The sequence below is a fragment of the Streptomyces deccanensis genome (assembly GCF_022385335.1).
In the GTDB taxonomy this organism is placed as follows: domain Bacteria; phylum Actinomycetota; class Actinomycetes; order Streptomycetales; family Streptomycetaceae; genus Streptomyces; species Streptomyces deccanensis.
On sequence record NZ_CP092431.1, the window covers coordinates 1,746,077 to 1,770,074 of the forward strand.

General features: G+C 71.9%; 23 protein-coding genes and 1 riboswitch. Of the genes, 12 read left to right on the forward strand and 11 right to left on the reverse strand.

The window, feature by feature from the left end; all coding sequences use genetic code 11:
* Positions 1-77 precede the first annotated feature (77 nt).
* The 3 genes from L3078_RS07800 to L3078_RS07810 all read left to right on the forward strand — a co-directional run bounded on the left by L3078_RS07800 (position 78) and on the right by L3078_RS07810 (position 3,089).
* A complete protein-coding gene (locus L3078_RS07800; protein WP_239752310.1) occupies positions 78-1,022 on the forward strand; it encodes an RNA polymerase sigma-70 factor in 945 nt (314 codons plus the stop codon).
* 156 nt (positions 1,023-1,178) lie between these two features.
* Positions 1,179-2,393, forward strand: coding sequence for an NAD(P)/FAD-dependent oxidoreductase (locus L3078_RS07805; RefSeq protein ID WP_239752311.1), 1,215 nt, complete (start codon positions 1,179-1,181; stop codon positions 2,391-2,393).
* Between the two features lie 189 nt (positions 2,394-2,582).
* Entirely contained in the window at positions 2,583-3,089 is a 507-nt protein-coding gene (locus L3078_RS07810) for a Rieske (2Fe-2S) protein (RefSeq protein WP_239752312.1), read from the forward strand.
* Positions 3,090-3,095: 6 nt separating this feature from the next.
* Here the strand turns inward: L3078_RS07810 and L3078_RS07815 are convergent, their stop codons facing one another.
* A complete protein-coding gene (locus L3078_RS07815) occupies positions 3,096-3,770 on the reverse strand; it encodes a cysteine hydrolase family protein (RefSeq protein ID WP_239752313.1) in 675 nt (224 codons plus the stop codon).
* Positions 3,771-3,876: 106 nt separating this feature from the next.
* On the opposite strand from L3078_RS07815, the gene L3078_RS07820 reads away from it, so the two are divergent.
* On the forward strand, positions 3,877-4,344 hold the full coding sequence (locus tag L3078_RS07820; protein ID WP_239752314.1) for a pyridoxamine 5'-phosphate oxidase family protein: 468 nt from the start codon (positions 3,877-3,879) through the stop codon (positions 4,342-4,344).
* Positions 4,345-4,451: 107 nt separating this feature from the next.
* On the opposite strand, the gene L3078_RS07825 is transcribed toward L3078_RS07820, so the two are convergent.
* The gene (locus L3078_RS07825) at positions 4,452-5,378 is read right to left on the reverse strand and encodes a LysR family transcriptional regulator (RefSeq protein ID WP_239752315.1); all 927 of its coding nucleotides are present in this window, start codon (positions 5,376-5,378) and stop codon (positions 4,452-4,454) included.
* Positions 5,379-5,453: 75 nt separating this feature from the next.
* Here L3078_RS07825 and L3078_RS07830 point away from each other — a divergent pair, with 75 nt between their 5' ends.
* Positions 5,454-6,422 (forward strand): DMT family transporter, encoded by a 969-nt coding sequence (locus tag L3078_RS07830; RefSeq protein WP_239752316.1) that lies wholly within the window; start codon positions 5,454-5,456, stop codon positions 6,420-6,422.
* Here L3078_RS07830 and L3078_RS07835 read toward each other — a convergent pair.
* Positions 6,413-7,744: an aminotransferase class I/II-fold pyridoxal phosphate-dependent enzyme gene (locus L3078_RS07835; protein WP_239752317.1), complete on the reverse strand. Its 1,332-nt coding sequence runs from the start codon at positions 7,742-7,744 to the stop codon at positions 6,413-6,415. The genes L3078_RS07830 and L3078_RS07835 overlap by 10 nt on opposite strands.
* A gap of 35 nt (positions 7,745-7,779) precedes the next feature.
* Here L3078_RS07835 and L3078_RS07840 point away from each other — a divergent pair, with 35 nt between their 5' ends.
* Positions 7,780-8,481, forward strand: coding sequence for a pyridoxamine 5'-phosphate oxidase family protein (locus L3078_RS07840; protein ID WP_239752318.1), 702 nt, complete (start codon positions 7,780-7,782; stop codon positions 8,479-8,481).
* A gap of 129 nt (positions 8,482-8,610) precedes the next feature.
* On the opposite strand, the gene L3078_RS07845 is transcribed toward L3078_RS07840, so the two are convergent.
* Together L3078_RS07845 and L3078_RS07850 are read right to left on the reverse strand one after the other, a co-directional pair.
* Positions 8,611-9,615, reverse strand: coding sequence for an EamA family transporter (locus L3078_RS07845; protein WP_239752319.1), 1,005 nt, complete (start codon positions 9,613-9,615; stop codon positions 8,611-8,613).
* Between the two features lie 95 nt (positions 9,616-9,710).
* On the reverse strand, positions 9,711-10,325 hold the full coding sequence (locus L3078_RS07850; protein ID WP_239752320.1) for a Clp protease N-terminal domain-containing protein: 615 nt from the start codon (positions 10,323-10,325) through the stop codon (positions 9,711-9,713).
* Between the two features lie 197 nt (positions 10,326-10,522).
* Between L3078_RS07850 and L3078_RS07855 the strand changes: the two genes are divergently transcribed.
* Positions 10,523-10,711, forward strand: a complete 189-nt coding sequence (locus tag L3078_RS07855) for a hypothetical protein (protein WP_239752321.1) — start codon at positions 10,523-10,525, stop codon at positions 10,709-10,711.
* A gap of 147 nt (positions 10,712-10,858) precedes the next feature.
* Here L3078_RS07855 and L3078_RS07860 read toward each other — a convergent pair whose 3' ends face one another.
* The gene (locus tag L3078_RS07860; protein ID WP_239752322.1) at positions 10,859-11,497 is read right to left on the reverse strand and encodes a PadR family transcriptional regulator; all 639 of its coding nucleotides are present in this window, start codon (positions 11,495-11,497) and stop codon (positions 10,859-10,861) included.
* Positions 11,498-11,600: 103 nt separating this feature from the next.
* On the opposite strand from L3078_RS07860, the gene L3078_RS07865 reads away from it, so the two are divergent.
* Both L3078_RS07865 and L3078_RS07870 read left to right on the forward strand, forming a co-directional pair.
* Complete coding sequence (locus L3078_RS07865; RefSeq protein WP_239752323.1) at positions 11,601-12,380, forward strand: SDR family NAD(P)-dependent oxidoreductase; 780 nt, start codon at positions 11,601-11,603, stop codon at positions 12,378-12,380.
* Positions 12,381-12,472: 92 nt separating this feature from the next.
* On the forward strand, positions 12,473-13,282 hold the full coding sequence (locus L3078_RS07870; RefSeq protein ID WP_239752324.1) for a PhzF family phenazine biosynthesis protein: 810 nt from the start codon (positions 12,473-12,475) through the stop codon (positions 13,280-13,282).
* Between the two features lie 90 nt (positions 13,283-13,372).
* Here the strand turns inward: L3078_RS07870 and L3078_RS07875 are convergent, their stop codons facing one another.
* Positions 13,373-14,173 carry a CPBP family intramembrane glutamic endopeptidase gene (locus L3078_RS07875; protein ID WP_239752325.1) on the reverse strand — a complete coding sequence of 267 codons (801 nt, stop codon included), beginning with the start codon at positions 14,171-14,173 and terminating at the stop codon, positions 13,373-13,375.
* A gap of 172 nt (positions 14,174-14,345) precedes the next feature.
* On the reverse strand, positions 14,346-15,860 hold the full coding sequence (locus L3078_RS07880) for a glutamate-cysteine ligase family protein (protein WP_239752326.1): 1,515 nt from the start codon (positions 15,858-15,860) through the stop codon (positions 14,346-14,348).
* Positions 15,861-16,430: 570 nt separating this feature from the next.
* Here L3078_RS07880 and L3078_RS07885 point away from each other — a divergent pair.
* Together L3078_RS07885 and L3078_RS07890 are read left to right on the forward strand one after the other, a co-directional pair.
* On the forward strand, positions 16,431-17,015 hold the full coding sequence (locus L3078_RS07885) for a hypothetical protein (RefSeq protein ID WP_239752327.1): 585 nt from the start codon (positions 16,431-16,433) through the stop codon (positions 17,013-17,015).
* A gap of 408 nt (positions 17,016-17,423) precedes the next feature.
* On the forward strand, positions 17,424-17,624 hold the full coding sequence (locus tag L3078_RS07890; protein ID WP_013005137.1) for a DUF5999 family protein: 201 nt from the start codon (positions 17,424-17,426) through the stop codon (positions 17,622-17,624).
* Positions 17,625-17,742: 118 nt separating this feature from the next.
* On the opposite strand, the gene gcvP is transcribed toward L3078_RS07890, so the two are convergent.
* Entirely contained in the window at positions 17,743-20,628 is a 2,886-nt protein-coding gene (gene gcvP / locus L3078_RS07895; protein ID WP_239752329.1) for an aminomethyl-transferring glycine dehydrogenase, read from the reverse strand.
* A gap of 171 nt (positions 20,629-20,799) precedes the next feature.
* Positions 20,800-20,896: riboswitch (glycine riboswitch) on the reverse strand.
* Positions 20,897-21,020: 124 nt separating this feature from the next.
* Between gcvP and L3078_RS07900 the strand changes: the two genes are divergently transcribed.
* Positions 21,021-21,389: a PRC-barrel domain-containing protein gene (locus tag L3078_RS07900; protein ID WP_239752330.1), complete on the forward strand. Its 369-nt coding sequence runs from the start codon at positions 21,021-21,023 to the stop codon at positions 21,387-21,389.
* Between the two features lie 275 nt (positions 21,390-21,664).
* On the opposite strand, the gene L3078_RS07905 is transcribed toward L3078_RS07900, so the two are convergent.
* Positions 21,665-23,017 (reverse strand): DNA polymerase IV, encoded by a 1,353-nt coding sequence (locus tag L3078_RS07905; protein ID WP_239752331.1) that lies wholly within the window; start codon positions 23,015-23,017, stop codon positions 21,665-21,667.
* Positions 23,018-23,081: 64 nt separating this feature from the next.
* Positions 23,082-23,609, reverse strand: coding sequence for a MerR family transcriptional regulator (locus L3078_RS07910; protein WP_374117277.1), 528 nt, complete (start codon positions 23,607-23,609; stop codon positions 23,082-23,084).
* Positions 23,610-23,998 lie beyond the last annotated feature (389 nt).

The window sequence follows — 23,998 nt, forward strand, 5'->3', positions numbered from 1 at the left end:
CTGCCTGCCTCCGGCATGAAGTGAGCATAGTAACCAAGGGTGATCACGGGCCTCCGCCTCGCACTAGGATCCGGGACATGGCGCTGACGATGCACGACGTGGACCGGTTCGAAGCGGCGAGGCCCCGTCTGGAGGCGATCGCCTATCGCCTCCTCGGCTCGGCGAGCGAGGCGGAGGACGCGGTGCAGGAGACGTTTCTGCGCTGGCAGGCGGCCGACGTCGACCGGATCGAGGTGCCCGAGGCGTGGCTGACGAAGGTGCTCACCAACCTCTGCCTCAACCAGCTCACCTCGGCCCGCGCCCGCCGGGAGACGTACGTGGGCCAGTGGCTGCCCGAGCCGCTGCTCGCCGGTGACCCGATGCTCGGCCCCGCCGACACCGCCGAACAGCGCGAGTCCGTCTCGTACGCGGTCCTCACCCTGTTGGAGCGCCTCTCCCCCAACGAGCGTGCGGTGTACGTGCTGAAGGAGGCCTTCGACTACCCGCACCGGGAGATCGCCGAGATCCTCGACATCAGCGAGGCCGCGAGTCAGCAGATCTTCCACCGCGCGAAGAAGCACGTGGCGGCGGGCAAGGCCCGTACGGAGATCGACGAGGCGGCGGTCCGGCGGATCGTCGAGGAGTTCCTCGCGGCGGCCACCAGCGGGAAGACCGAGCCGCTGGTCAAGCTGCTCACCTCGGACGCCATCGCGGTCGGCGACGGCGGCGGAAAGGTCCCGGCCCGCGCCAGGGCGTTCGAGGGCGCCCTCGCGGTCGCGAAGTTCATGCGGGGCCTGTTCAAGCCGGCTCCGGCCAAGCGGGCCCTGGTCGGCGGCTCACCCGCGATCCACATCTCGACGGCCAACGGCGGCCCCGCCATCCTGGCGGTGGTCGACGGCCGGGTCGTCGGGGTCATCTGCCTGGAGATCGGCGCGGACGGCATCGCCGCGTTCCGCAGCCAGGTCAACCCCGACAAGCTGGAACGCGCGACCGAGGTGTGGGCGGCCACCGAGCACGGGGAACCCCTGTTCCACGCCTTCTGAGCTGCCCGATCGCGGCTGCCGAGCCCGCTGGGCCCACCTCCGGCGCGGTGTGACGTGCTTCACATCCTGTTCCTGTCAGGAAAGCGCGGGCTGCCCGGTTCAAGGGGCGTCACCGAGCAACGGCAAGCCTCGAACCCGCGCAGACAGGAGCAGGAAATGCAGCACCGGATCATCGTCCTCGGAGCCGGCTACACCGGAGCGACCGCCGCCGGGCGCCTCGCCAAGCGGCTGCACCGCGCGGACGTCGCCATCACCCTGGTCAACGCCGAGCCCGACGTCGTCGAGCGCGTCCGGATGCACCAGCTCGCGGTCGGCCAGGAGCTCAAGCCCCGGCCCTTCGACGAGATGTTCGCGGGCACCGGCGTCGAGGTGAAGCTCGCCGAGGTCGCCGGGATCGACGCCGACCGCAGGACCGTCACCGTCGTCGACAAGCACGGCGCCGGACAGCAGGAACTGGAGTACGACACCCTCGTCTACGCCCTCGGCAGCGGCTGGAACCCGCAGGGCGTCCCCGGCACCGCCGAGCACGCCCACGAGATCTCCGGCCGCACCGGCGCGCTCCGGCTGCGCGAGCGGCTGGCCGGGCTGGACGCGGGGCAGCCCGTGGTGATCGTCGGCGGCGGTCTCACCGGCGTGGAGGCCGCGACGGAGATCGCCGAGTCCCGCCCGGACCTGGACGTCGCGCTCGTGGCCCGCGGCGGCTTCGGCGACTGGCTCTCCGACAAGGGCCGGGGACATCTGCGGAAGGTCTTCGCCGGGCTCGGCGTCACCGTGCACGAGCACACCGCCGTCACCGCCGTCGAGGCCGACCGCGTGCTGACCGACGGCGCGCCCGTCCCGGCCGCGGTCACCGTGTGGGCCACCGGTTTCGCCGTCCACCCGATCGCCGGGGCCAGCACGCTGGAGGTCTCGGGCACGGGTCAGATCGTGGTCGACGAAACCATGCGCTCGGTCTCGCACCCCGAGGTGTACGCCATCGGCGACGCGGCCCTCGTGATGGGCCCCGGCGGCAAGCCGCTGCGGATGTCGTGCGCCTCGGGGGTCCCCACCTCGTGGCAGGCCGCCGACACCATCGCGGCTCGCCTGACCGGCGGAAAGCTCCCCAAGATCGAGGCCCGCTACTACCAGCAGTGCATCTCGCTCGGCCGCAAGGAGGGCCTGATCCAGTTCGTGACCGCGGACGACCAGGCCCTGCCCAAGGCCCTCACGGGCCGGATCGCCGCCGTCTACAAGGAGATCATCTGCTTGGGCGCCGCCTGGGCGGTGGCCCACCCGACCGTGGGCATGCCGGTCCGCCGCCGCCGTACGACACAGTCGGCCCCTGCGGGCAAGGCGACCCGGACGGACGCGACGGCAGAGGCCACGGCCTGAGCCGCACGGCGCCGCCCTTCCGCTGTCGGTCGCCGATCGCCGATCGCCGACCGACAGCTTTCGGACAGCTGGTTTTGACACTGTCGTGATCCCGGACAGGCCAAGATGTGCACCTGCCTGAACGTTCAAGGACAGGTTCGCCGTATCCATGGGCGAAAGCGCGAAGCCATCTCGGAAGGAACCGTCAGCATGACCAGCGAAACGACCAAACCCGCTTCGATCCCGGGCCGTCGCACCGTCATGGCGGCCGCCGGCGTGGCGGGGCTCGCCGTCGCGCTGACCGCGTGCGGATCGGACGACGACTCGTCGACCTCCGTCTCGTCCGGCGCCGGGGCCGGTGACACGACCGGTGGCAGCACCGGTGGTGACACGACCGGCGGCAGCACGGGCGGCGGCGACAGCGCGGGCGGCAAGGAGATCGCCAAGACCTCGGACATCCCCGAGGGCGGCGGCAAGATCTTCGAGAGCGAGGGCGTCGTCGTCACCCAGCCCGAGGCGGGCACCTTCAAGGCGTTCTCCTCCGCGTGCACCCACCAGGGGTGCGCGGTGAAGACGATCGCCGACGGAGTGATCAACTGCCCCTGTCACAACAGCAACTTCTCGATCGCCGACGGCAGTGTGAAGAGCGGGCCGGCGACGAAGGCGCTGCCGGCCAAGACGGTCACCGTGTCCGGTGACTCGATCACCCTCGCCTAGCGTGCGCTAGGCGCCCGTGGACCGGCCCGCGGGCCGCTCGAAGCAGGCCACCACCTCGTCCGTGGTCGCGACCGTGGCGACCAGCGCGAGGGTGTGGCGGATCATCGCGGGGGTGTAGTCGGCAGGCACCCCCGCGATGGCGTCACCGGGCACGACGACCGTGTAGCCGAGGTTGACCGCGTCGAACACGGCGTTCGGCACGGCCACGTTGGCCGAGACCCCGGCGACGACCAGGGTGCTGCAGCCCAGGTTCCGCAGCAGAGCGTCCACGTCGGTGCCCGCCAGCGGGGACAGCCCGTGCAGCCGCCGTACGATCAGGTCCTCCTCGGCGACCTCGATGGGCGGCGCGACCCGTACGGCCGCGGTGCCCGTCAACTGCCGTACGGGCAGCCGCTCGGCCGCGCGGAACAGCCGGGCGTTGCGGTTGGCGCCCCGGCCGTCGGGCCGCCGCTCGGCGACGGCGTGCAGGACCTGGACCCCGCACCCGTGGGCCGCGGTGACCAGCCGGGCGACCCGGCCGAGCACCCCGGACGACCGGGCCTCCCGGGCGAGTTCGGGCAGGGCACCGTCGGGCCCCACGACCCCCTGCTGGCATTCCACGGTGAGCAGGACGGTGGTGGCGGGATCGAGGAGCCCGCCCAGCTCCCGCCGCCGCTTCGACTCACTCGCGTGCGCGGGCATGACGTCCCCCTGTCACCGGCGATCGGGCGGTGGAGCGTAACGCCCCTTGCGCGGGGACGGAAGACGACCGATGCTCTTCTGACGCCACGTCAGAAAAGGGGAGTCCATGACCGTCACCCAGCGCCGGGGCCGGAAGATCATGATGGAACCCGCCGAACTCGACGAGTTCCTGAGCGCACAGCGGACCTGCCGGGTGGCGACGGTCGCGCCCGACGGCGCCCCGCACGTCAGCCCGCTCTGGTTCGTCTGGGACGGCACCTCACTCTGGCTCTACTCGATCACGCGCAGCAAGCGCTGGTCCGCGCTGCGCCGCGATCCGCGCGTGGCCGTCGTCGTCGACGCGGGCGAGGAGTACGGCGAACTGCGCGGCGTCGAACTGTCCGGCACCGTCGAGTTCGTGGGCGAGGCGCCGCGCACGGGCGAGCCGGTTCCCGAACTCGTCGAGGTGGAGCGGCTGTTCGCCCGCAAGAACTTCGGCATCGACGAGGTGCCCCACGACGGCCGACATGCCTGGCTGCGCCTGACCCCGACCGCCGTCGCGTCCTGGGACTTCCGCAAACTGGGGTCCGCGTAACCGGGCCCCGCCGTCCGGGTGGGGCGTCGGCCCCCGCGAACCGCAGCGCACCACAAGCAGGCGCGCCCGCCCTCAGCCGTCACCCCACCTGCCGCCCGGAGCAGCCCTCACGCGTCCCCCGCCGCCCGGAGCACCCCCTCACGCTCCCCCGCCGCCCGTAGCGCCTCCACCGCCGCCCTGATGGACGGCCGCCGGTCGGCGTCCGAACGCCAGACCGCGTAGACGCTGCGGTGGACCCGATGACGCACCGGCACGGTCCGCACCCCGGCCGGCATCGGGTCACGGCCGAGCCGGGGTGCGATGCAGACGCCCAACCCCGCGGCGACCAGAGCGAGTTGGGTGTGGTGTTCGCCGGCGCGGTGGGCGATGTGGGGCTCGATGCCGTTGGCCCGCAGTGTGTAGAGCAGCCATTCGTGGCAGAACTCGCCCTCGGGCCAGGCGACCCACGGCTCCTGGGCCAGCTCCCGCAGGTCGATCTCGTCGCGTCCGACGAGCGGGTGGTCCTCGTGCAGGGCCACCTCCACCGGGTCGTCGAGGATCGCGGCCCTGGCCAGCCCCTCGGGCACGGGCAGCGGCTTGTTGTACCAGTCGAGGACGACGGCCAGGTCGACATCGCCCCGGATCACCGCGTCGACGGCGAGTTCGGGCTCCAGTTCCCGCGACCGCACACCCAGCGCCGGATGCTGCTCGCGCAGCGCCCGAAAGACGGCGGGGAACAACCCCCGAACGGCCGTCGGGAACGCGGCCAGCCGGAGTTCGCCGACCACCTGCCCCCGCTGCGCCTCCAGTGCCGACTGCGCCAGCTCGACCTGCGACAGGATGCGCGCGGCATGCTCGGCGAGCAACCGCCCCGCGTCGGTGAGGCGCACGCCCCGCCCGTTCTTGGCGAGGAGTTGCTGCCCCACCTCCCGTTCCAGCTTGGCCATCTGCTGCGAGACGGCCGAGGTCGTCACATGCAGCCCCTCCGCCGCCCCGCTGACCGAGCCGTGCCGGGCGAGGGCGTCCAGGGTGCGCAGGCGCTCCAGATTCAACATGTAAGCGATGCTACGAGAATCGGCTCACCAAATCTCGCTTGTGCTACGAGATCGCGGGGCGCCATCGTGGTGCGCATGACCACCGCCACGCCCACCCGAGCCCCCGGTCGTGTCCCCGACCGCTCTCGCGCCGCCGTCGACTGGCGGCTGCGCTTCGCCTTCCTCTCCCTCGTCTGGGGCTTCAGCTTCCTGCTGATCAAGGTGGGCACACAGGCGTACGCGCCCTTCCAGGTCACCTTCGGGCGGCTGCTGTTCGGCACCCTGGTCCTCGCGGCGGCGATGGCGGTCAGGCGGGAGCGGCTCCCCCGGGGCGCCCGCACCTGGGCACACCTGACCGTGGCCGCCTTCTTCCTCAACGCCCTGCCGTTCTCCCTGTTCGCCTACGCGGAGCTGACCATCCCGTCCACGCTGGCCGGCATCTGCAACGCGACCTCACCCCTGTGGGGCATGGCCCTCTCCCTGGTCGCGCTCTCCGAGGACCGCCCGACCCGGCTGCGGGTCGCCGGCCTCGGCCTCGGCTTCCTCGGTGTCCTCACCGTGCTCGGCGCCTGGCAGGGCTTCCACGGCCTGGACGCCACGGGCACGGCGATGGCCCTGCTGGCCTCCCTCAGCTATCCCGTCGGCTGGATCTACGTCCGCCGCACCCTGGCCGGCACGACCGCGTCGCACCTCTCCCTCACCGGGGCCCAACTGCTGCTCGCCACCGCCCAACTGGCCGTCGTCACCCCGCTGTTCACGACCGCGCCGAGCGGCTTCCCGGTGCTGCCCCTGCTGGCGGTCGTCGCGCTGGGCGCCCTCGGCACCGGGGTCGCGATGCTCCTCCAGTACGGCCTCGTCTCCGAGGTCGGCCCCACGACGGCCCAGATGGTCACGTACTTCATCCCGGTCATCGCCACGGCGGCCGGTGTCGCGCTCCTCGGCGAGTCCCTGGCCTGGTCGACGCCGGTCGGCGCGGCGATCGTCCTGGCCGGTGCGGCACTGACGCAGGCGAGGCCGCGCACCCGCGCCACGCTCACGCACCGCCCGAGGCGCCGTCACACGTAACCCGACCCCGGCCCCGGCCCGATCGCCGAGGCCACCGCGTCCGCCACCCTCCCGATCTCTTCCTCGGTGAGGGTGGAGACGGTGATCCGGATCCCCTGCGGGGCGCTCATCCGGAAGCGCGCCCCGGGCGCGACGGCCCAGCCCGCGTGCAGCAGCCGGGCGACCGCGCCGGTCTCGTCCGGCACCCGGATCCACACGTTCATCCCGCTGACCCCGTGCGCCTCGACCCCGCGCCGCGCGAGGGCGCCGATCAACGCGTCCCGCCGCAGCCCGTACGCCGCCGCCACGCGCACGGCGTCCACCGCACCTCCGGACCACAGCCGGACGACGGCCCGCTGCACCAGCCGGCTCACCCAGCCCGGCCCCAGCCGCTGTCGGCCCCGCACCCGGTCGACGGTGGCCGCGTCGCCGGTGAGCACCGCGAGCCGCAGATCGGGGCCGTACGCCTTGGCGACCGACCGCACGAAGGCCCAGCTGCGGGTGCCCCCGGCGAGCGGGTGCAGGGGCTGTTCGACGATCCGGTAGCCGTGGTCGTCCTCGATGAGCAGGGTCTCCGGATGTTCCCGCAGCACCGACCGCAGGGCACGCGCGCGAGCGGCGCTCACGGCCGCGCCGGTCGGGTTCTGCGCCCGGTCGGTGACGATCAGGGCCCGCGCCCCGCCCTCCAGCGCCTTGCGCACGTCGTCGGGGAGGGGCCCTTCGTCGTCCACGCCGACCGGCACGACCCGCAACCCGAGCGCCGGGACCAGGTCGAGCACGCTCCCCCAACCGGGGTCCTCGACGGCGACGGCGTCCCCGGGTTTGAGGTGGACGGCCAGGACCCGTTCGATGGCATCGAGCGACCCCGAGGTGACGGCGACCGGTCCGTCCGGCACCCCGTCGGCGTCCAGGTCGGCCCGCGCGATCCGCGCCAACTCGGGCTCCACCGCGCCCGATCCGTAGAAGACGGGTTCGCGGTCGCCCTGCTCGGCGGCGGCCGCGAAGACCTCCGCCAGGCGCGGCAGCAACGCGGGGTCGGGATTGCCGTCGGCGAGGTCCCGGACACCCTCGGGCACCTCCACCCGGATGTACTCCCGCCCCGTCGTCGCCGGCCTGGACCGCACTCGACTTCCCCGGCGTCCGGCGGTCTCGATGACCCCGCGCTCGCGCAGCGTGCGGTAGGCGGCCGCGACGGTATTGGGATTCACCCCGAGCCGATCCGCCAACTCCCGCATGGGAGGCAGCAGTTGACCCGGCTCCAGCCCGCCCGAGCCCACGGCCTCCTCGACGCTCGCCGCAATCTCGGCTGCGCGCCGTCCAGTGATCCGGTATTCTCCTAGCACAAACACGATTATGCACTAGTGCAATGGAGAGCGCAATGACGGGGACCCCGCGGTCGACGACACCCGAACCGACGACACCACCGCCCGCCGCCTACAACCCCACCGAGCGCACCGTCCCCACCCGCGGCGCCCAGAAGGCCTCGTACGACAGGGACTTGGTGCACTCGATACTCGACGAGGGGTACGTCTGCCATCTCGGCTTCGTCCGCGACGGCGCCCCGGTGGTGCTGCCGACGCTGTACGGCCGGGTGGGCGAGACGCTCTACGTGCACGGTTCGACGGGGTCGCGCCCGCTGCGGATGACGGGCCGGGCCGACCCGGGCCTCCCGGTGTGCCTGACGGTCACCCATGTGGACGCGCTGATCCTGGCCCGCTCCGCCTTCCACCACTCGATCAACTACCGGTCCGTGGTGGTGCACGGCACCGCACACCAGGTGACCGACCCGGAGGAGCGGCGGATCGCCCTGGACGCCCTGGTCGACCATGTCGTACCGGGCCGCTCGCGGGACTCGCGCCCCGCCAACGGCAAGGAGTTCGCGGCCACGGCCGTGATCCGCCTGGACCTGAACGAGGTCTCGGCCAAGACCCGCACCGGCGGCGTCAACGACGAGCCCGAGGACCTCACGCTCCCCCACTGGGCCGGCGTCGTCCCCCTCCGAAAGGGCTACGAGCCCCCGATCCCGGACCCCGACCTGCCCCCGGCCACGGAACTCCCGGCCTACCTCAAGACCCTGTAACCGAGAACCGAACCCGCGCCCCCGCAAGGGGCGCGGGGAACTGCGCGATCAGCCACACTCACCCTGCTGTCCGCAGCCGACGGACGCCCCCGCCCCCGTCCCGCACGCCGCAAGCCCCCGGCGCTCGGGTCACCCCCGCCCCACCGACACCTCGGTCGCCACCCCTTCCCCACCGGACGCCACCTTCCTCGACCCCCTGCTGCCCGGCGCGGACCGCTGCGCGACGAACGCCCCCGCCAGCACCACCAGCCCGCCGACGATCTGCGCCACCCCCAGATGCTCGCCCAGCAGCACCCACGCGAGCACGGTCGCCACCACCGCCTCCAAACACCCCAGCACCCCCGCCACCTGCGGAGACAGCCACCGCACGGCCATCACCCCGGTCCCGTAGGCGAGCACCGTGGCGATCAGCACCACCCACCCGAGCAGCAGCCACGCCGGTACGACCGTCCCGTTCATCGACGCGACACCGCCGAGCACCTCCCACTCCATCCCCCACGGCCGCGTCACCACCGTGAGCGCCAGGGCTCCGACCAGCAGCCCGTAGGCGATGACACCGAGCGGGTTCGGCGCCTCGGTGCCCGCCTCGCTCCCCTGGTCGGACAGCACGAAGTACCCGGCCTGACAGCAGGCGGCCCCGAGCGCCAGCAGCAGCCCCAGCGGATCGAAGCTCAGCCCCGACCAGATCTCGACGACACAGGCGAGGCCGCCGACCGCTAGGACGACACCACCGGCCGCGGCACGCGTCACCGGCCGTCGCTGCACGAACCTCACCCACCCGAGGACGATGGCGGGCCCGAGGTACTCCACGAGGAGGGCGACCCCCACGGGGATACGGGAGATGGACGCGAAGTAGAAGGCCTGCACACCGGCCACGGCGAACAGCCCGAAACCGACGAGCAGCGCGGGCCGCCTGAGCAGCAGGTCCCGGTGCCGCACGGCCAGCGGCAGCATCACCAGGGCGGCGCCCACGACCCGCAGCCACACCACGTGCAGCGGGTCGAGCCCCGCCTCGATGAGCGGCTTGGCCGCCGTACCCGATCCGCCGAACGCGAGCGCCGAGCCGAGCGCGAGCACCAGCCCGACACCCCGACCGCGTTGTCCGTGACTCCCCTGAGACGTATGCACCGGCACATGATGACAGCCGACGACAGGAGCTTCACCCCCGTTGACACCTGTCTCACCGACTGGACCGGCCCCGACTCAGGGCCTGGGATCACCGCACGGAATCAGCAGCCGTCGCCCGTCCCCACGACGTCCGGCCCCACGACCGGCGTCTCCCCTACCGGCGTCTCCACAAGCGGAGCGCTCACAACCCGAGTCCCCGCGACCGGCGTCTGCACGACCCGCCGCGCCACGAGCCCGACGTCGAGACCCACGGTGCCCAGCACCTCCACGGCGCGCGACCCGTTGGCGACGACCAGTGCGGCGAGCAGATCGACGCCGTGCGCCGACCGCTCACCCCGCCGCTGGGCGCGGTCGTACGCCTGGCGCATCGCACGGGCCGCCACGGGCGACCAGCCGGGCGTGCCCGGCGCCCCCGGGACGACTCCCGCGTCCTCGACGCCGATCTGCCAGCGCAGTCCATAGCCGATGCTGCGCTGCACCAGATACCCGAGCAGCCGGGCGACCTGGGGTCCGTCGAAGAAGGCGCGCACGTCGGGGTCCGACTCCATGAGCGCGTGCAGCAGATGAGCGGTGTCGATCTGCCGGTCCCCGTCCCGGAGGACCCGTCTGCGCGCGGCGGCGATCGCCGAGGCCAGCTCGTCCGTGAGCCTGCCCTCGATCTCCACGTGGTCCGAACCATGGTCTACGGCCGACTGCCGGGGGAAAGGGGGTCGCACGCCCTCCACCCCATCAGTCCCACCGCCCCCGGGTCATCCACGGGAGGAAGCATCTTCGGGTCCCACACAGGTTGCGTAGGGAGCACCCGCTTCTCCTCCCTACGGATGAGATCCGACGCTCACGCCCCAGGGGCGCGCGCCCGCTCGCCCCACGCCCCGCACGCAACCGCATGGCACCGGCGCTCGTCCCTCACCCCATGGAGAGCGGGTGCTGGCTGGTGACCCTGCCGGCGATCGACGGCAGGCAGTACGTGTACCGGGTGTACGCCCCCGAGAACGCCCGGCCCGCCGACCTGTTCTGGGAGGCCTGGCACTGCCACGACGAGAGCCGCCTGCCCCGCGCATGGGACCTGTTCGACGCGGCACTGATCCACCCGGTGACGTAGCCGGTAGCCAGTAGCAGCGCACTCGTCACCTGACCGGCACTGCCCTCACCTGCACCACTCCCCACCCGCACCCCGCCCCCGCACACACGAGAGCGCCCCACGGAATCCTCCGGGGACGCTCTCGCGCTTCACCTGCTCAGCCGTCCGTCAGTCCTCGTCGGCGAGGATCAGGTACAGCTTCTTGCGGGCTTCGTTGATCACCGCCAGCGCCTTGTCGCGCTGGTCCTTGTCGCCGGTCTTCCAGACCTGGCCGAACGCCTCCATCAGACCGAAGCCGGCCTGTCGGATCTCGCTCAGCGCCTCCCAGTCGACCCCGCGCGAGGCCTCTTCCCAGGGGGCCTCGGGCCCCTCGTCGGCCGCGCTGCGACCGGCCTCGGTGAGCGAGAACAGCTTCTTGCCGCCCTCGGACGCACTGGCGATCAGCCCCTCGTCCTCCAGCAGCTGGAGGGTGGGGTACACCGAGCCGGGGCTGGGCTTCCACGCCCCGCCACTGCGCTCGGCGATCTCCTGGATCATCTCGTAGCCGTGCATGGGCCTGTCCTTGAGGAGGGCCAGGATCGAGGCACGCACATCGCCCCGCCGTGCCCTTCCCCTGGGTCCGCCTCGGCCGCGCCCACCCCAGGGGCCCCCACCGAAGGGCCCGAACGGTCCGGGACCACCATGGCCCGGCCCGAACGGCCCGAAGGCGGCGCGCAGCGCATCGAAGTCACCGCAGCCGCGGGGGTGCTCCCCACCACGCGGTCCATGCCCACGCTCGAATCCGAAGTCCTGTCCACGGGAACGCATCACGATCACTCCATTCCATCGTTGATCTGTCGCGATGGCTCAACGATATATCGGAAACTGTCGGCCGACAACCCCCTGGGCTCAGAAGTCCTAAGGTGCGGGAATGATCTCTCCCAGCTACCTCTCCGAACTGTTCTCGCTCGACGGCCGGGTCGCCGTGGTGACGGGCGGCAGCTCCGGTATCGGCAAGGCCATCAGCACGGCTCTCGCCCGGGCCGGGGCGAGCGTGGTGATCGTCGCGCGCAAGGAGGCGGAACTGGCGGCCACGGTCGACCGGCTGACGGCGGACGGTTGCCGGGCCGCCTGGGTGAGCGGCGACCTCGGCAGCCGCGATGGCGTGCGCGCGGCGGCGGAGCAGGCGGTCGAGGCGTTCGGCGAACCGGACATCCTCGTCAACAGCGCCGGCGTCAACCTGCGTCCCCCGCTGACGGAGCTGGGTGAGGACGTGTGGGACACCACCATGGCGGTGAACCTGGAGGCGCCCTTCCTGCTGGGCCAGCGCTTCGGCCCCGGCATGGCCGAGCGGGGTTACGGCCGCATCCTCCACATCACCTCACAGCAGGCACACCGGGCGTTCGTCCGCAGCGGCGCGTACGGCGTCTCCAAGGGCGCCCTGGAGTCGCTGGCGCGCTCGCAGGCCGAGGAGTGGTCGCCCCACGGCGTCACCTGCAACACCCTGGTCCCCGGTTTCGTCCCGACCCCGCTCAACACCCGACTGGCGTCCGACCCGGAGCAGGTCGCCGCGCTCGCCGCCCGTACCCTGACCGGCCGCAACGGTCTGGCCGACGACTTCGCCGGAGCCGCGGTGTTCCTGGCCGGTCGCTCAGCCGGCTACATCACGGGGCAGACGATCTTCGTGGACGGCGGCTTCTCCGTCCACTAGCCCCCTCCGAGGCGAAGTGGCCCACGTAATCCGGTCCACCCACCCGGAATTGGCCTTGGCCCGTGGCTTCCGGCACCGCCTAGCGTCGTCCCATGCGCATTCGAATCGTCGACGCCTTCACCGACCGCCCGTTCTCCGGCAACCCCGCCGGAGTCCTTCTCCTCGACGCCTTCCCGGACGACGCCTGGCTGCGGAACGTGGCCCAGGAGGTCAACCACGCCGAGACCGCGTTCGCCCACCCCCTCCCGGCGGGCGGCGAGGCCGACTGGGCGTTGCGCTGGTTCACTCCGGTCGCCGAGGTGGCGATGTGCGGCCACGCCACCCTGGCCACGGCACACGTCCTGCACAGCACCCGCGCCCACGAGGGCCCCGTACGGTTCGCCACGCGCAGCGGCGTCCTCATCGCCACGCCGCAGCCGGACGGTTCCCTCACCCTCGACTTCCCGACCGCGCCCCTCACCCCGGTCCCCGTCCCGGACGGAGTCGCCGAGGCCCTGGGCGCCGAGCCGGTCAGCGCCTTCGACACCGGGCCGCAGGTGGGCGACCTGCTGCTCGAACTGGCCGACGAGAAGACGGTCCTCGGTCTGGCCCCCGACCTGCGGTCTCTCGGCCGCTTCTCCGAGCGCGGCATCATCGCCACCGCCCGCGCCGAGGAGCCGGCCACCGGCCACGACTACGTCTCGCGCTGCTTCTTCCCGAACATCGGCATCGACGAGGACCCGGTCACGGGCAGCGCCCACACCGCCCTCGCCCCGTTCTGGTCGGAACGTCTGGGCAGCCCGGATCTCACCGGTCTCCAGGCCTCCCCCCGCTCCGGGCACGTCCGCACGGGGCTCCGCGGCGACCGCACCCTGCTCTCCGGCCGCGCGGTCACGGTCATCGACGGCGAACTCCTCGCCTGACGCACGGCCGCCGGGCACCACCGTCGGACGCATCCGGTGGACGCTCGCCGTGCCCGTCGCGGGCGCGGCGGGTGCCCGCCGGGCCAACGGTCACGGCGTGGGCAGCCAGTCCACCTTCCCGGCGAGCAGCGCGTACCCCACGAACGCCCCGATGTCGAGCAGCGAGTGGGCCACCACCAGCGGGCCCACTCGCCCCCACCGCCGGTACAGCCAGACGAACACCACGCCCATCACCATGTTGCCGACGAAGCCGCCGATGCCCTGGTAGAGGTGGTATGAGCCGCGCAGCACCGAACTGGCGGCCAACGCGCTCCCCGGCGACCAGCCCAGTTGCTGGAGCCGACGCAGCAGATACCCGACGACGATGACCTCTTCGAGGACCGCGTTCTGGATCGCGGAGAGGATCAGCACGGGGTACTTCCACCACACCTCGGGCAGCGCCTCCGGCACCACGGTGAGGTTGAAGCCGAGGCCGCGCGCGGCGAGGTAGAAGGCGATCCCGGTGCTGCCGATCACCGCGGCGATCGCCGCGCCCCGGCCGAGGTCGGGCCACGGTTTCGTCCGGTCGAAGCCGAGGGTCCGCAGCCCGGCGCCCTCACGCAGCAGGAAGTGCGCGACCAGCGCGACGGGCACCAACGCGGTCGTGATCCCGAAGAGCTGCCACGCGAGGTCGAGCCAGGGCCGGCCCGGCGCGGCCGAGGCGTTCATGGTGGCCGCCTGGTCCTTGAGCCCGCCCGGTTTCGTGACCGATCCGATGAAACTGATCAGCGCCGACACCCCGCTCGCGCCGAGCGAGAGCGCGAGCACCAGGAGCGTCTCGTCCCTCAGAATCCGCCGACTCGGCCGCTCCCCCGGCACCGCGCCCTCCACCGACCCCGCCTGCCCTTGCACCCACGCCTCCAGTTGTCCGGCCCCGCCGAGGGTCCATCATCACCCGCGACGGTCCGCGACTTTCCGGCGGCGTCCCCGCACAGCGGCTCCCCCGGACGGACCTGACGCCGTACGGGAACGGCCCGCGGCCCGCGGCCCGGCAGGAACGACCCACGGCCCCTCCGAAGGCGGCTCAGCCCAGCGGCACCGGCTCCGGCAGCCCCACCGGCCAGCTGTGGACCGGCTCACCGGAGTGCATCAGCTCGCCGTAGCGCCGAGTTGTGGCGGCCAGCGCCGCGTCCCGCCCGAGCCCCTTGGCCAGAGCGCGGTGGAACGTTTCGACCTGCCAGGACGCCCCGTTGACCCGGCGTCGGCAGCGCTCCTCGATCACACCGAGGTAGAAGTCCCGGTCGACCGGCTCGACCCCCCACGCGTCCAACCCCGCCTCGGCGAGCGGCAGCAGCTCGTCCCGGACGAGGTTCACCGCGTCCACGGGCCCCACCCCGCCGTAGCGCCCGCGCGGCCACTGCAGCCGCGCGTCGATGCCGTGCCGGCAGGCCTCGTCGAAGTTGGCGGCGGCCGCCTCGAACGGCAGTCGCGTCCACACGGGCCGCGACTCCTCGGCGAGGGCGCGTACGACGCCGTAGTAGAAGGCGGCGTTGGCGATCACGTCCGTGATGGTCGGTCCGGCGGGCAGCACCCGGTTCTCGACGCGCAGGTGCGGGACGCCGTCGGCGATGCCGTAGACGGGCCGGTTCCAGCGGTAGATCGTGCCGTTGTGCAGGGTGAGTTCGGCGAGTGAGGGCACGCCGCCCTCGTCGAGGACGGCCATCGGGTCCTCCTCGTCGCAGATGGGCAGCAGCGCCGGGAAGAAGCGCAGGTTCTCCTCGAAGAGGTCGAACGCCGAGGAGATCCAGCGCTCCCCGAACCAGGTGCGCGGCCGCACTCCCTGGGCCTGCAGCTCGGGCGGCCGGGTGTCCGTGGACTGCTGGAACAGCGGCGGTCGCGACTCGCGCCACAGCTCGTGCCCGAACAGGAACGGCGAGTTGGCACCGATGGCGACCTGCGCGGCGGCGACCGCCTGGGCGGCGTTCCACACGTCAGCGAACCGGCCCGGGGTGACCTGGAGATGCAACTGCACGGAGGTGCAGGCCGCTTCGGGCGCGATGGACTTCGAGGTGCAGACGAGCCGCTCCACCCCGTCGATGTCCAGGGTGAAGTCCTCGCCCCGGGCGGCGACGATCTGATCGTTCAGCAGGGTGTAGCGGTCGCCCTCGGAGAGGTTCGAGGAGACCAGGTCGTCCCGGCCCAGCGTGGGCAGGATGCCGATCATCACGATTCCCGCGCCGACTTCGATCGCCTTGCGGTCGGCGTACGCGAGGGAGGTGCGCAGCTCCTCGGAAAGCTGGTCGAATACCCGGCCGCCGAGCCGATGTGGAGCAATGTTGACTTCCAGATTGAACATGGCGAGTTCTGTTTGGAAATCTCGGCTCGCAATCCGCTCCAGCACTTGCGCATTCATCATTCTGGGCAGCCCGTCGCCGTCGACGAGGTTCAGCTCGATCTCCACCCCCATGAGGTTCTTGGGGCGATCGAACCGCTTCTCCTCCAGCAGCCGCGCCAGCCCCGCCAGGCACTGCCTCAACTTGTCGCGGTACTGCTGGCGATCGGAGAGGCCGAACGGCCCCGCCACGACCTTCTCTCCCATCTAGGGGTCCCTCCTTGGATGGGCAGGCCGACCAACCGGCCACTGCTGTCTCGGGTCCACGGATGATGATGCCCCGGTGGAGCCGCTGATAACGTCCCCGGCGCGACCTGCGCGCGCTAGGCTGAAGGCGGTCACCTCCGACACTATTCACTCGGCGTGCTTCTGGCACATTCAGCGGGCAAGAATGAGTACGCGCTTTCCCCCTGTTGCGCTTTCGTGAAAAGCGCCGACGAGAACCGGCCGTCCGCTACGTGCTGGTAATCCGAGGTCACCGGCGCACCCCCTTGGAAAAGCGGGGTGCCGGACAGGTCCCGGCGACCGGATACCGCCTTGCTCTTCATATTCGGAACGGCTAGACGAAACCTCGTGTGAACACGTGTCGTATAAACTCCGCAATCGAGGCTGAGAGTCGGCACTCGCGGTCCTCGGTCCCGCCGTCAGGCCACGCGCGGCGGACCCACCCACGCACCCGGACCCCGGGCACCCGTCTCTCCGATCCCCGAGAGCTGACAGCGCCGTCCGCCCCCGCCCTCGCGCCATCGTGCCTGTCGAACTGAGAGGCGACCCACCATGCCGTTGCATGTCCCCCCGGCTCCCGCGCCCGCCCTGCGCACCGTCCTCATGGCACTCGGTTCTCCCACCGCCGTCCACGAGGCGCGAACCCCTTCCCTGAAGAACGCCTCGGGCCCCGCCACACCCGAACTGCCGCTGCCCGTCCACGTACTCGACCGGATCTCCCCGGAGGGCACGGGCACCGCCCGGCTCACCGGCTGGCGGTTCCTGATCCGCTGCGGCGACCGCGCCGTGGCCGCCGCCGAGACCCGGCTGACCCCGGACGGCTGGGTGTTCTCGTACTTCTTCGAGGGCCCGTACATCACCTCGGCCGAGCGCGCCCTGCGCCAGGCCGAGGCCATGCCACAGCCCTACCAGCCACGCCTGCTGTCGGTGCCCGAGCTGTACATGCACATGCTCTGGCTGCACGCCGACCCCACCGCCGACAGCGCCACCGGCCATCCGGCACCGAACGATCTGCTGGTCCCGCTGGCGCCCGCGCCACCCGGTATCGCCGCCCACCGCCCGCACCGGGTCGCCGAACTCCTCCCGGTGCTGACCACCCGGCTCACGCCCGCCCCCCTGCTGGGCTCACCCGCCTGAACCAAGACCGCCCCGCTTATTCGACCGTCCGCGCCCCGCCGCCGATTTCCCGGCGGCGGGGCGCTTCTTTCCGCTCTTGTCGCCGCCGGGAATGCGCGCTCTTACGGGCGGCAATACGCTCGTACGAGCTATTCGCTTGCTGTCTTCGCCACCTGACTAGCCCCATCCGACCATGGCGAACCACCCGAAGGGACAGTGCGGTCGGGATGAACCGTCCGCGCGAGGGATGCGTCATCAACCTGTGAAGAAGCCGTGCTGCGAAATGCCTGCGGATTGACGCCCGTGGGGCAACACTGGGACCGGACCGATTTATCGCAACGGGGGGCGGCCATGAACGAGGCTTCAAGCCGCGGGTCGGACAAACCAGCCAACTCAGACCACACGACAAACCGAAAGATCCCCACAACCATGTGCCAGCACCAGCCACTGTGCCCGACTGCCGAATCCGCCGACCGGGAAGGCGCCCGACTCGTGGCGCACCACCCGGAGCAGGGATGGAGCCTGCTCTGCAACGGCGTTCTGCTCTTCGAGGACACCGGTGAGCTCCTGCCGGACGGCCAGATCATCGCGCCGCACCGCCCGATGGGCACCGTGGTGACAGCCGCCTGAGCCGCACGGACGTGCGCACAGGGTGAGCGTCCCCGCACGGGACGCCCACCCGGACGGAAGAAGGGGCCGGCCGGAGAGCGCACTCTCCGAACCGGCCCCGACGCGTATCCGCGGGCGACTACTCTTCGTAGGCGTCCAGCGGCGGGCAGGAACAGACCAGGTTGCGGTCACCGAAGGCCTGGTCGATCCGGCGCACCGGCGGCCAGTACTTGTCGGCGGGCGAGACCCCGGCCGGGAAGACGGCCTCCTCGCGAGTGTAGGCGTGCTCCCAGGCCCCGCCGAGCGCCGCCGCGGTGTGCGGCGCGTTGCGCAGCGGGTTGTCGTCCGCCGGCCACTCGCCCGAGGCGACCTTCTCGATCTCCGCGCGGATCGCGATCATCGCGTCGCAGAACCGGTCCAGCTCACCGAGGTCCTCCGACTCGGTCGGCTCGATCATCAGCGTCCCGGCCACCGGGAACGACATGGTCGGCGCGTGGAAGCCGTAGTCGATCAGCCGCTTGGCGATGTCGTCGACGCTCACCCCGGTCGCCTTGGCCAGCGGCCGCAGGTCGACGATGCACTCGTGCGCCACGAGCCCGGCAGGGCCGGTGTAGAGCACGGGGTAGTGCGGCTCCAGGCGCTTGGCGATGTAGTTGGCGCTGAGCACCGCCACCTGGGTGGCCCGCGTGAGCCCCTCTCCGCCCATGAGCCGGACGTACGCCCACGAGATCGGCAGGATGCCCGCCGAGCCCCACGGCGCCGCCGAGATCGGTCCCACGCCCGTCTCCGGCCCGGCCGCGGGCTGCAGCGGGTGGTTGGGCAGGTACGGCGCGAGGTGCTCGCGCACCGCCACCGGGCCGACGCCCGGCCCACCGCCGCCGTGCGGGATGCAGAACGTCTTGTGCAGGTTCAGGTGCGAGACGTCGCCGCCGAAGTGCCCCGGCTTGGCGAGCCCCACCAGCGCGTTGAGGTTGGCGCCGTCGACGTACACCTGACCACCGGCGTCGTGCACCTGCGCGCAGATGTCGGCCACGTGCTCCTCGAAGACGCCGTGCGTCGACGGATACGTGATCATCAGCACGGACAGCTCGTCGCGGTACTGCTCGATCTTCGCCCGCAGGTCGTCGACGTCGATCTCGCCGTCCTCGGCGGTCTTCACCACGACGACCTTCATACCGGCCATGACGGCGCTCGCCGCGTTGGTGCCGTGCGCGGAGGACGGGATGAGACACACGGTCCGCTGCGCGTCGCCGTTGGCCCGGTGGTACCCGCGTACGGCCAGCAGCCCGGCCAGCTCCCCCTGCGAGCCCGCGTTCGGCTGCAGCGACACCTTGTCGTACCCGGTGGCCTCTGCCAGCCGCTCCTCCAGCTCACGGATGAGCGTGAGGTAGCCCTGCGCCTGCCCGGCGGGCGCGAACGGGTGCAGCTGCCCGAACTCCGGCCAGGTCACCGGTTCCATCTCGGTGGTCGCGTTCAGCTTCATCGTGCAGGAGCCCAGCGGGATCATGCCCCGGTCCAGCGCGTAGTCCCGGTCGGCGAGCCGCCGCAGGTAGCGCAGCATCGCGGTCTCGGAGCGGTACTCGTGGAACACGGGGTGCGTGAGGTAGTCGTCCGACCGCAGCAGCGCCTCGGGCAGCGTGTCCTCCGCGGCGGCGTCCAGGGCCTCGACGTCCCCCTCCACGCCGAAAGCGGTCCACACGGCACCCAGCTGCGCCCGGGTCGTGGTCTCGTCGCAGGAGATCGACACCAGGTCGGCGTCCACGAGGTGCAGGTTCACGCCATGTTCCCGCGCCGCCGCCACGACCTCGCCGGCACGCCCCGGCACCCGCACGGTGAGCGTGTCGAAGTACGCGCCGTGCACGACCTCGATCCCACCGGCCGCGAGCCCCGCGGCGAGCACGGTGGCGTACCTGTGCGTACGCCGGGCGATGGTCCGCAGCCCCTCCGGCCCGTGGTAGACGGCGTACATGCCGGCCATCACGGCGAGCAGCACCTGCGCCGTACAGATGTTGCTGGTCGCCTTCTCCCGGCGGATGTGCTGCTCCCGCGTCTGCAGGGCGAGCCGGTACGCCTTGTGTCCGTCCGCGTCCACGGAGACGCCCACGAGCCGCCCGGGCAGGCTCCGCGCGAACTTCTCCTGTACGGCCATGTAGCCCGCGTGCGGTCCACCGAAGCCCATCGGCACGCCGAACCGCTGGGTCGTCCCCACCGCGATGTCGGCACCCAGCTCACCGGGCGACGTCAGCAGCGTCAGCGCCAGCAGGTCGGCGGCGACGGTGACGAGCGCGCCGAGCTGGTGCGCCTGCTCGATGACCGGCTTCAGATCGCGTACGACGCCGGAGGCGCCGGGGTACTGCAGCAGCACCCCGTTGATCTCCCGCTCGGCGATGCCGGCCGGGATGCCCTCGCTCAGGTCCGCGACGACGACCTCGACACCGGTCGGTTCGGCACGGGTCTGGATGACCGCGATCGTCTGCGGCAGGGCGTCCGCGTCGACGAGGAAGAGCCCCTTCTTGTTCTTCCCCATCCGCCGGGACAGCGCCATGGCCTCGGCGGCCGCGGTGCCCTCGTCGAGCAGGGAGGCCCCGGAGGTGGGCAGCCCGGTCAGGTCGGCGACGACGGTCTGGAAATTGAGCAGCGCCTCCAGACGCCCCTGGGAGATCTCGGGCTGGTACGGCGTGTAGGCGGTGTACCAGGCCGGGTTCTCCATGACGTTCCGCAGGATGACGGGCGGCGTGAAGGTCCCGTAGTACCCGAGCCCGATCATGGAGCCCAGCACCTGGTTGCGGTCCGCCAGCGAACGCAGCTCGGCCAGCACCTCCGCCTCGGTGCGGGCGCCCGGCAGCTCCAGAGCCTCGGCGTTCTTGATCACATCGGGGACCGCGGCGGCCGTCAGCTCGTCGAGCGAGCCGTATCCGACGTGCGCGAGCATCTTGGCCCGCGCCTCGACGTCCGGGCCGATGTGGCGCCGCTCGAAGGGGATTCCCTGTTCGAGCTCGGAGAGCGGAATGCGATGGGCGGTCATTGCGGAGGCCTCCTGGTCTGACACGACCTGCGAGGGCACCACGGCGCGGGTGCCCGGACGGCCTCCCCCTCTGTCATCTCAACCTGAGAGCTTCACCGGTCCTGGTTCGGGCCGGCTTTCACCGTCGGTGAGAGCGGGAGCCGTGACACCCGCTCTGCTTTCCAGAGTGACCTCGTCCGTGCGGTACGTGAGCCTGAGAGATTCCGGGGAGGATTTGCTCCTTCGGCGCCTCCGGATGGTGTCCGGAGGACTCTCCCGCACGGGGTCAACAGCCGCTGCCAGCGTATCAGCGCGGTCAACGCACAGGCCTTCGAGTGGCCGCCGCCCCCGATGTGCCGTTTCGTAGGGGTGAGAGATGATTCGCCGCCGCTCTGCGACCACTTGGAGGGCCCGTGCAGACCGACATCGATCCGCGCCACCTGATCGGCCGCAAGGCGTTCGACCGCAAGGGGAGCAAGATCGGCACCGTGGACGAGGTCTACCTCGACGACGCCACCGGCATACCCGAGTGGGCCGCGATACGCATGGGCTTCTTCGGCCGCGACGCCTTCGTCCCCCTGGAGCCCAGCGAGCTGGTCGAAGGCACCCTCCGCGTCCCCTTCGAACGCGCCCTCATCAAGGACGCCCCCGACTTCGGCGTCGGCCGCCACCTCTCCCCCGAACAAGAACTCCAGCTCTACCACCACTACGGCCTGGACACGGCCCCACCCCCACCCCTGGACCACGACTTCGGCAACGTGGCAGGCAAGGACGAATCCTGACCGCCCCCAGAGCCCCACCTCCAGCCGACCTCAGCCCGCGGACACCCTCCACACCCTCGAACCGCATCCGACCGCGCCCGACCCTCCACGCACCCGATGCCACCCCTTGTTCCCAAGCCCCCTGATCACGCCCCCTCTCGCGCCGAGCGCAGCCCCGATCTCGCCCCGTCCCCCACCCGGCACCGCCCTTTCCGGTCCTCCGTCAGGCCCCGCCCCCCAATGCCCGCCGCAACGGCGCTCAGCCGCAGCCCCGCCGACCGGCGGTCGAGCCGGCCTCAGCCCCGCACCCGACCCCGCGTCAACGGCAACGGCTCCGCCGGCTCCAGTCCCGGATCGTCGGTCCGGAAGGTCCGCACGCGCCCGGGCTCCACGTCATCCGGCGTCTCGAACCGCACGGTCACCCGCCCCAGCCCACTCCCCTGCACCCATCCGTGCCCGTACTCGACATGCCGCACGTCATGCCCGGCCCTCCACAGCCGCTCCCCACCCGCACGCTCCTCCACCGCGGGCGCCTCCACCGCGCCCCCGGCGTCGTCCTCGACGAGTTCCATCTCACCGGCCGCCTGCGCGAACAGGTCCTCCTGCGTGTAGTCGGCGAGGCCACTGACTCCCACCCCCAGCAGCCGCACCCCACCCGTGGTGTCCACGGCCTCCAGCAGCCGCCCGGCGGCCTCCCGCACCACCGCGGGGTCGTCCGTGGGCCCCCGCAACGTCTCGGACCGGGTCAACGTCGAAAAGTCGTACCGCCGCACCTTCAGCACGATCGTCCGCCCCGACAGCCCGGCCCCGCGCAACCTCCGCACACACCGATCCGCGAGCCGCTGGACCTCCATCCGCACCCGCACCCGGTCATGGATGTCGACGTCGTACGTGTCCTCCACCGACACCGACTTGGTGTCCCGCTCGGCCACCACCGCGCGGTCGTCCCGCGCCAGCGCCATCGCGTACAGCCCGTGCCCGTGCGCCTTGCCCAGCAGCCGTACGACCTCGTCCTCCCCGGCCTCCACGATCTCCTCGACCGTGGTGATCCCGGCCCGCCGCAGATGGTCCCCGGTCGCCGGCCCCACCCCCGGCAGGATCCGCACGGACATCGGCCCCAGCAACGCCCGCTCGGTCCCGGGCTCGATCAGCACGAGCCCGTCCGGCTTGGCCTGCTCGGAGGCGATCTTCGCGAGCATCTTGGAGGCCGCGAGCCCCACGGAACCGGTGAGCCCGGTCACCGCCCGGATGTCCGCCCGCAACCGCGTTCCCACCAGTCGCGCGGACTCCTCGTCCCAGGCCGCCCCCTGGGCCTCCAGGTCCACGAACGCCTCGTCCAGGCTCAACGGCTCCACCAGCGGGGACAGGTCCCGCAGCAGCCCCATGACCTGGTCGCTGATCGCCCGGTAGAACGTGAAGCGCGGCGTGAGGTACGCGGCGTTCGGCGCGAGCCGACGCGCCTGCGCCATCGGCATCGCCGAGTGCACCCCGAAGACCCGTGCCTCGTAGGAGGCGGTCGCGACCACCCCGCGCGGCCCCAGCCCACCCACGACAACGGCTTTCCCGCGCAGACTCGGCTTGGACGCCTGCTCCGCCGAGGCGTAGAAGGCATCCATGTCGAGATGCAGGATGGTGGGCGCGGTTCTCACATCTCCGATGCTGCCCTACGCCACTGACAATGCCCCGCGTCCCTCGGACGCGGCGGCGCCTCCCTCAGACGGCCCGGTTGCGTCGCCGCGCGAGCTCGTCCGACGGATTGTGGCCGACCAGCGTCTCCCCCGTGTCCACCCGCTCCCCGTGCAGCTGGGAGAGAGCGCTTTCCACATCACGCCAAACGACCCCCACGGCGATCCCGAAGACCCCCTGGCCGCCCTGGAGCAGGGCGTGGACCTCATCCGGCGAGGTGCACTCGTAGACCGTCGCCCCGTCGCTCATCAGCGTCATCCGCTCCAGATCGCTGAAGCCCCGCTCCCGCAGGTGCTGGACGGCGGTGCGGATGTTCTGCAGCGAGACGCCCGTGTCGAGGAACCGTTTCACGATCTTGAGGACGACGACGTCCCGGAAGCTGTAGAGGCGCTGCGTCCCCGAGCCCTGCGCGGAGCGCACACTCGGCTCCACGAGGCCGGTACGGGCCCAGTAGTCGAGCTGCCGATAGGTGATGCCGGCGGCCGCGCACGCGGTGGGGCCGCGGTAGCCGACGTTCTCGTGCGGTTCGGACGCCGCCTCAGCGCTGTCCTGCACCACCGCGGGACGCTGCGGGACGTGACCGGCCGCGCTGCCGTGAAGCTGGTACGGGCCGCCGTCCCCCAGCCTGCGTCCGGGGGCACCCCCAGCCGTACCGTCGCCGCTGCTTCTCACGCCGACCTCCGTCCTTGACCTGCCTCATCGACGGTAGGCAGCCACCCGGGGTGCGTCAACGACCACCGCACTCGCCACGCCGAGTGATAATCACCCTGAGAGTGGTTTCCCGTGCCCTCCCGCGGGGAAAGGCTAGCCGAATGCCCTCCGGCCGAGCCGCCCGACGGCACGCCGACCACCGGCCCGTGGAAGACCCGCTCGGACGCCCTCACCGCGGCTGGAGACCTCCACCCGTAAGGGCTCGGCGACCGACGGCGCCAGGGCTTCACGGC

What these genes read in the sequence shown, in the direction of transcription:
- L3078_RS07825 (WP_239752315.1), bottom strand. Translation starts at nt 5,378, where the DNA reads ATGTTGAATCTGGAGCGCCTGCGCACCCTGGACGCCCTCGCCCGGCAC.
- L3078_RS07880 (WP_239752326.1), bottom strand. Translation starts at nt 15,860, where the DNA reads ATGGGAGAGAAGGTCGTGGCGGGGCCGTTCGGCCTCTCCGATCGCCAG.
- L3078_RS07805 (WP_239752311.1), top strand. Translation starts at nt 1,179, where the DNA reads ATGCAGCACCGGATCATCGTCCTCGGAGCCGGCTACACCGGAGCGACC.
- L3078_RS07810 (WP_239752312.1), top strand. Translation starts at nt 2,583, where the DNA reads ATGACCAGCGAAACGACCAAACCCGCTTCGATCCCGGGCCGTCGCACC.
- L3078_RS07800 (WP_239752310.1), top strand. Translation starts at nt 78, where the DNA reads ATGGCGCTGACGATGCACGACGTGGACCGGTTCGAAGCGGCGAGGCCC.
- L3078_RS07830 (WP_239752316.1), top strand. Translation starts at nt 5,454, where the DNA reads ATGACCACCGCCACGCCCACCCGAGCCCCCGGTCGTGTCCCCGACCGC.
- L3078_RS07815 (WP_239752313.1), bottom strand. Translation starts at nt 3,770, where the DNA reads ATGCCCGCGCACGCGAGTGAGTCGAAGCGGCGGCGGGAGCTGGGCGGG.
- L3078_RS07890 (WP_013005137.1), top strand. Translation starts at nt 17,424, where the DNA reads ATGTGCCAGCACCAGCCACTGTGCCCGACTGCCGAATCCGCCGACCGG.
- gcvP (WP_239752329.1), bottom strand. Translation starts at nt 20,628, where the DNA reads ATGACCGCCCATCGCATTCCGCTCTCCGAGCTCGAACAGGGAATCCCC.
- L3078_RS07855 (WP_239752321.1), top strand. Translation starts at nt 10,523, where the DNA reads ATGGAGAGCGGGTGCTGGCTGGTGACCCTGCCGGCGATCGACGGCAGG.
- L3078_RS07870 (WP_239752324.1), top strand. Translation starts at nt 12,473, where the DNA reads ATGCGCATTCGAATCGTCGACGCCTTCACCGACCGCCCGTTCTCCGGC.
- L3078_RS07860 (WP_239752322.1), bottom strand. Translation starts at nt 11,497, where the DNA reads ATGCGTTCCCGTGGACAGGACTTCGGATTCGAGCGTGGGCATGGACCG.
- L3078_RS07885 (WP_239752327.1), top strand. Translation starts at nt 16,431, where the DNA reads ATGCCGTTGCATGTCCCCCCGGCTCCCGCGCCCGCCCTGCGCACCGTC.
- L3078_RS07840 (WP_239752318.1), top strand. Translation starts at nt 7,780, where the DNA reads ATGACGGGGACCCCGCGGTCGACGACACCCGAACCGACGACACCACCG.
- L3078_RS07865 (WP_239752323.1), top strand. Translation starts at nt 11,601, where the DNA reads ATGATCTCTCCCAGCTACCTCTCCGAACTGTTCTCGCTCGACGGCCGG.
- L3078_RS07820 (WP_239752314.1), top strand. Translation starts at nt 3,877, where the DNA reads ATGACCGTCACCCAGCGCCGGGGCCGGAAGATCATGATGGAACCCGCC.